The following is a 4,740-nucleotide window of genomic DNA, read 5'->3' as shown; positions in this document are numbered from 1 at the left end:
GCAATCTATGCTTTGTTACCATCGGGCATGATTATCATGTCGCTGATGATCTGATCCTGTCCGAGCGTCAGGATGTTGTCTATCGCGAAACCACCGACAATGCAGTCGCCATACCGTCACCGACGCCAGATAAAGATACCACGCTAGCCGCATGGCAGGTCACGCCCACCACGCTGATGATGTTTCGCTATTCGGCCTTGACCTTTAACGGCCACCGGATTCACTACGATCAGCCCTATGCCACTGGGATTGAAGGTTATGACGGCTTGCTTGTGCATGGGCCAATGCAGGCCACCTTACTGCTTAATCTTGCCGCCACCCATTTAGGCCAGCCGCCGACAACCTTTTCCTATCGCGGGGTGGCACCGCTTGTATTGGGTGGGGCCATCGATGTTAGGCTGACGAGTGATAATGCCGATCATCTCGCCGGATCTGTCAGAGCCGCAGACGGTACTGTAACGACAAAGGCAAAGATCACATGACACATATCATTCCCACAACAATGCTATTTGTGCCGGGGGATCGGCCTGACCGGCTGGCAAAGGCCGCGGCATCAGGTGCCGACGCCATTGTTATGGATCTCGAAGATGCCGTTATTACCGATAATAAGGCCAGTTCACGCGCCGCCCTTGCGACGCTATCTGCTTTTGATGTGCCGCTATTCGTGCGTTGTAATGGCACTGACAGTCAATGGTGTGCTGATGATCTGCGCGCCATACGGGATTCGGTCGCGGCGGGTGTTATCGTGCCAAAATCCGAAACCCCCGATCAGATAGATTTGATACAGGCAGTTCTGGGCCCCGATGCCTTTATCATCGCGCTGGTTGAAACCGCGCGTGGTATTGACCGGCTTGCTGATATTCTGGCGCATCCGGGGGTGGCGGTATGTGCCTTTGGTCATCTGGATTTTGCGCTTGATCTTGGCACCAGTCCGGATTGGGAGCCGCTATTATATGCGCGTCACCAGCTTGTCTTGCAATCACGTCTGGCCAATAAGCCAAAGCCGCTTGATGGCGTCAGTGTCGAAATTGATGATATCGATGCGGTCAGCCATGCAGCACAGCGTGCCCGTGCTATGGGCTTTGGCGGCAAGCTTCTGATTCATCCAACCCATGTGGCACCAGCTATGGCGGCCTTTGTCCCGGATCAGCAGGCCTATGAATGGGCATGTGCGGCGGTGAGCCAGTCGCAATCTGGTGCTGCCGTCAAGATGGATGGCCAGATGCTTGATTTGCCAGTCATTAAAAAGGCAAAGCAGATTATCCGGGACTATGAAAACCATAATAAAACAAATTCATAGCCTGTTTGATAGGGAGTGACCAATGTCAGAAAAAGAACTTGATGGCATGTTTGTTGTTAGTATTGAACAGGCGGTTGCCGCGCCCTATGCGTCATGTAAACTTGCCGATGCGGGGGCGCGAGTCGTAAAGATAGAACGTGCCGAGGGTGATTTTGCGCGTAAATATGATGCTGATGCCCGTGGCAATAGCTCGTATTTTGTCTGGCTCAATCGGGGCAAGGAATCATTGCGTCTTGATTTGAAAGACGCCGATGATCTTGCCATGCTTCATCGGATGATTGCCAAAGCGGATATCTTTATCCAAAATCTGATGCCAGGTGCGATTGAACGGCTTGGCTTTTCCTCGCAAAGCCTGCGCGATACATTTCCGCGTCTTATCACTTGTGATATCAGCGGTTATGGATCGACTGGTGAATTGAGCCAGATGAAAGCCTATGATTTTCTGGTACAAGCCGAAGTCGGGCTTGCACAGATTACCGGTGCCCCGCAGGCACCAGGCCGGGTAGGCGTATCTATATGTGACATTGCCGCCGGCATGACCGCCTATCAATCTATTCTACAGGCCATTATCGCGCGCTATAAAACCGGCCTTGGGCGTGGCATTGAGGTCTCGTTGTTTGGGGCCTTGGCTGACTGGATGAATGTGCCGTATCTCCAGCATCATTACGGTGGCAAGACAATTGCGCGTCCAGGGCTGCACCATCCGTCTATCGCCCCTTATGGTGCTTATCTATGTGGTGACGAACAGATTATACTGATTTCGATTCAGAATGAACGCGAATGGAAACATTTATGTGCTGGTGTGCTGGGTGATGCGGCCATTGCCAGCGATCCCCGCTTTCACAGCAATATTGCCCGCGTTGAAAACAGACCGGCGCTTGATGCGATGATCCTGTCGGTGTTCGCCCGTCATGACAGTGATGCGGTGATTGATTTGCTGGCCAAGGCTGATATCGCCTATGGGCGTCTCAACAATCTTGATCAACTGGCCAGTCATCCGCAGTCACGCTTTGTGACGGTGAAAACCAGCGAAGGTGAGCTAGAAATGCTCGCCCCTGGCGCCATCGTTGCGGGCGAATCGCTTGGCTTCGGCGCTGTCCCGATGCTGGGTGAACATGATGATACGCTGCGTCGTGAATTTGCTGATAGTTAGGTGAAATAAGAATAGGGTTTTATGACCAAATCAATTTCAAACTGAATGGTAGTAATATCTTGTTATAAATTAAAATTATACCTATTTCGCATTTTTTACACTGGCCTGATGCAAAATGAACTCAAGTCATGCGTCACTCTTCCTATTTGTTAACGCCAATGATTTTGCCTATGGTAATACTGTTTTGGTAATTTTGTGGTGTGTGTGTTGTTATGGACTTAGGAATGGATGAGGTTTCTGACTCCTATTCTCGTGCCTGCAAAAACCGTATCGAAGCCATGCTTGACGGCTATATCCATTCGCTAAATGAATTGGCGTCACTCGATACCCTCAAAAATATTTTATATGGTGTGCGGATACTTATTGATTATCGCAACCGTCATCTTTCCGACTTCGCCGAAGTGCATCTCGAAAATGACCCCAAAGCCAGATTTTTCAGTGTGACTGTTAGCCGATTGGATATTGTCCGTGATGTAAGGCGGATTTTGCGGTCTGCAGGTTTTGACGAGATGAAGTTTGATGAAGATAATATGACTTTATGGGTCACCATCAAACGGCCTAGTTATGAACAGCGTATTGAGTTAGCACTTGAAGCCAGCCGATTGGAACGCGCCACCCGTCAGACAGCAGCAAACATCAAGCGTGATACATTAGAGCGCTTACGCGCCGCTGTGGATCGTGAATATATTGAAAAATTTGATGTCAAACCCACGATGGAAACGATCGAAACGATTTACGCCAGAACGATCGAACAGATTACGCTGATAACCATCCGTCGTCGCAAACAGATTCTGGGCAGCTTTTTCGTTTTTGAAAACAAGGAAGATGAACAACTATGGGAAGTGGAAAGAACCGCCGCGCATGACAAATTATTCACCATCCACGATATTGATTATACGGTTAAAACTGACTTGCCTATAAAATCAGCTCCCAAGAAAAAAGTGCCAAAACCTGAAAAGGTGAAACAGATTATCTATATTTCAAAGCCAACTGATTTCAGTAACGGCATCTTGAAAGATATTCTGCGGTCAGCCATGGCGAATAATGCCCCCCTGAAAGTGACAGGCTGTCTTATTTGCCGGTCTGATTTCTATCTTCAATTTTTGGAAGGGCCGAAAGAATCCATCGATGCCCTTTACGAAAAAATTCTTGTTGATAAACGTCATTCTGATATCAAAAGATTGCGTGGAAAGAACGTGAATGGACGTGTTTTTGGCGAATGGGCGATGAAATATGATTTCAACAAAAACTGGATGTGGTCACCAGATCAGGTGAAAAAAGGCGTTCTGCATAAACTCAAAGCCGATGAAGCGCTGGCGATCTTTGAAAAACTTGCCGCAAAGGAAGCGGAAAAAAAGAAACAGCTTGAAGACGAACAGGCAACGGTTCTGGCAAAGACAAAAATGGCTACGAAAAAAAAACCGGCTAATGCGACCTCATAAACATAGCCTAGTCACCACCCAGCTTCATATAGTAAGATAAGTTTAATCCTGTTAAACAAAACCGATGCAAACTGTTTGGGGAAAACATGAGCTATTTCGCCGATCTTTTATCGACATTATTTGAACGGGCTTCCAGCTTTGGCAAGCTATCAGCGCGGAAACAGGCACCGCTTGATGTGCTATGTCGGGAGTTATTGACAAGCAAGGGCGAGGTCTCTGGCGCCGCTTTGGCACAGGCCGTTCTGAATGAATATGCCGCCCTTGATGATACGGATAAGCTTGCCTTCTTTTGCCAGCTTCGAGATGAATTTGATCTCGATGCAGATGCCGCAAAAATGGCATTATCGCTTTATCAGCAAAATCCTGACCAGAAAAACTATGCTAAATTCATGCACGCGGTTGACCCGCAGCGTCAGGAACTTATTCGCCGCCTTAATCAGGTGCCAGGTGCCACTGCGCAACTTGTGGCTATGCGTCAGGATTTATTGCGTCTGGCCAAAGACAATCCCGGTATTGCTATAATTGATTATGATTTTAAAACGCTGTTTCTAAGCTGGTTTAACCGGGGATTTCTGGTGATCCGGCCTATCAACTGGACAAGTCCGGCGCATATCCTTGAAAAAATCATTGCCTATGAAGCGGTGCATGAAATTGATAGCTGGGATGATTTGCGGCGGCGTCTGCAACCTGAAGACCGGCGCTGTTTTGCCTTTTTCCATCCTTCAATGCCTGATGAGCCCTTGATTTTTGTGCAGGTGGCGTTGACGGATTCGATGGCACATTCAATTCAGGCAATCCTGTCTGATGATCGTGAGGCGATCAGTGCGGATAGTGCCACCACCGCC

At 48.5% G+C, this 4,740-nt stretch carries 4 protein-coding genes and 1 pseudogene; all 5 read left to right on the top strand.

Annotation, left to right across the window (positions count from 1 at the left end; all coding sequences use genetic code 11):
• Positions 1-482: pseudogene (locus ACTF7Q_RS10135) on the top strand (FAS1-like dehydratase domain-containing protein); the annotation flags it as partial.
• Positions 479-1,300, top strand: coding sequence for an HpcH/HpaI aldolase/citrate lyase family protein (locus ACTF7Q_RS10130; protein WP_438997716.1), 822 nt, complete (start codon positions 479-481; stop codon positions 1,298-1,300). The pseudogene ACTF7Q_RS10135 and the gene ACTF7Q_RS10130, both read left to right, overlap by 4 nt.
• Positions 1,301-1,322: 22 nt before the next feature.
• On the top strand, positions 1,323-2,453 hold the full coding sequence (locus ACTF7Q_RS10125) for a CaiB/BaiF CoA transferase family protein (protein WP_438997715.1): 1,131 nt from the start codon (positions 1,323-1,325) through the stop codon (positions 2,451-2,453).
• Positions 2,454-2,677: 224 nt separating this feature from the next.
• Entirely contained in the window at positions 2,678-3,895 is a 1,218-nt protein-coding gene (locus tag ACTF7Q_RS10120) for a BLUF domain-containing protein (RefSeq protein ID WP_438997714.1), read from the top strand.
• A gap of 86 nt (positions 3,896-3,981) precedes the next feature.
• A partial coding sequence (locus ACTF7Q_RS10115; RefSeq protein ID WP_438997713.1) for a malonyl-CoA decarboxylase domain-containing protein occupies positions 3,982-4,740 on the top strand: 759 nt, incomplete at its 3' end.

The organism is Puniceispirillum sp. (SeqCode), from assembly GCF_965657105.1.
Taxonomy (GTDB): Bacteria; Pseudomonadota; Alphaproteobacteria; order Puniceispirillales; family Puniceispirillaceae; genus Puniceispirillum.
This window is presented reverse-complemented; position numbering and strand designations above follow the sequence as displayed.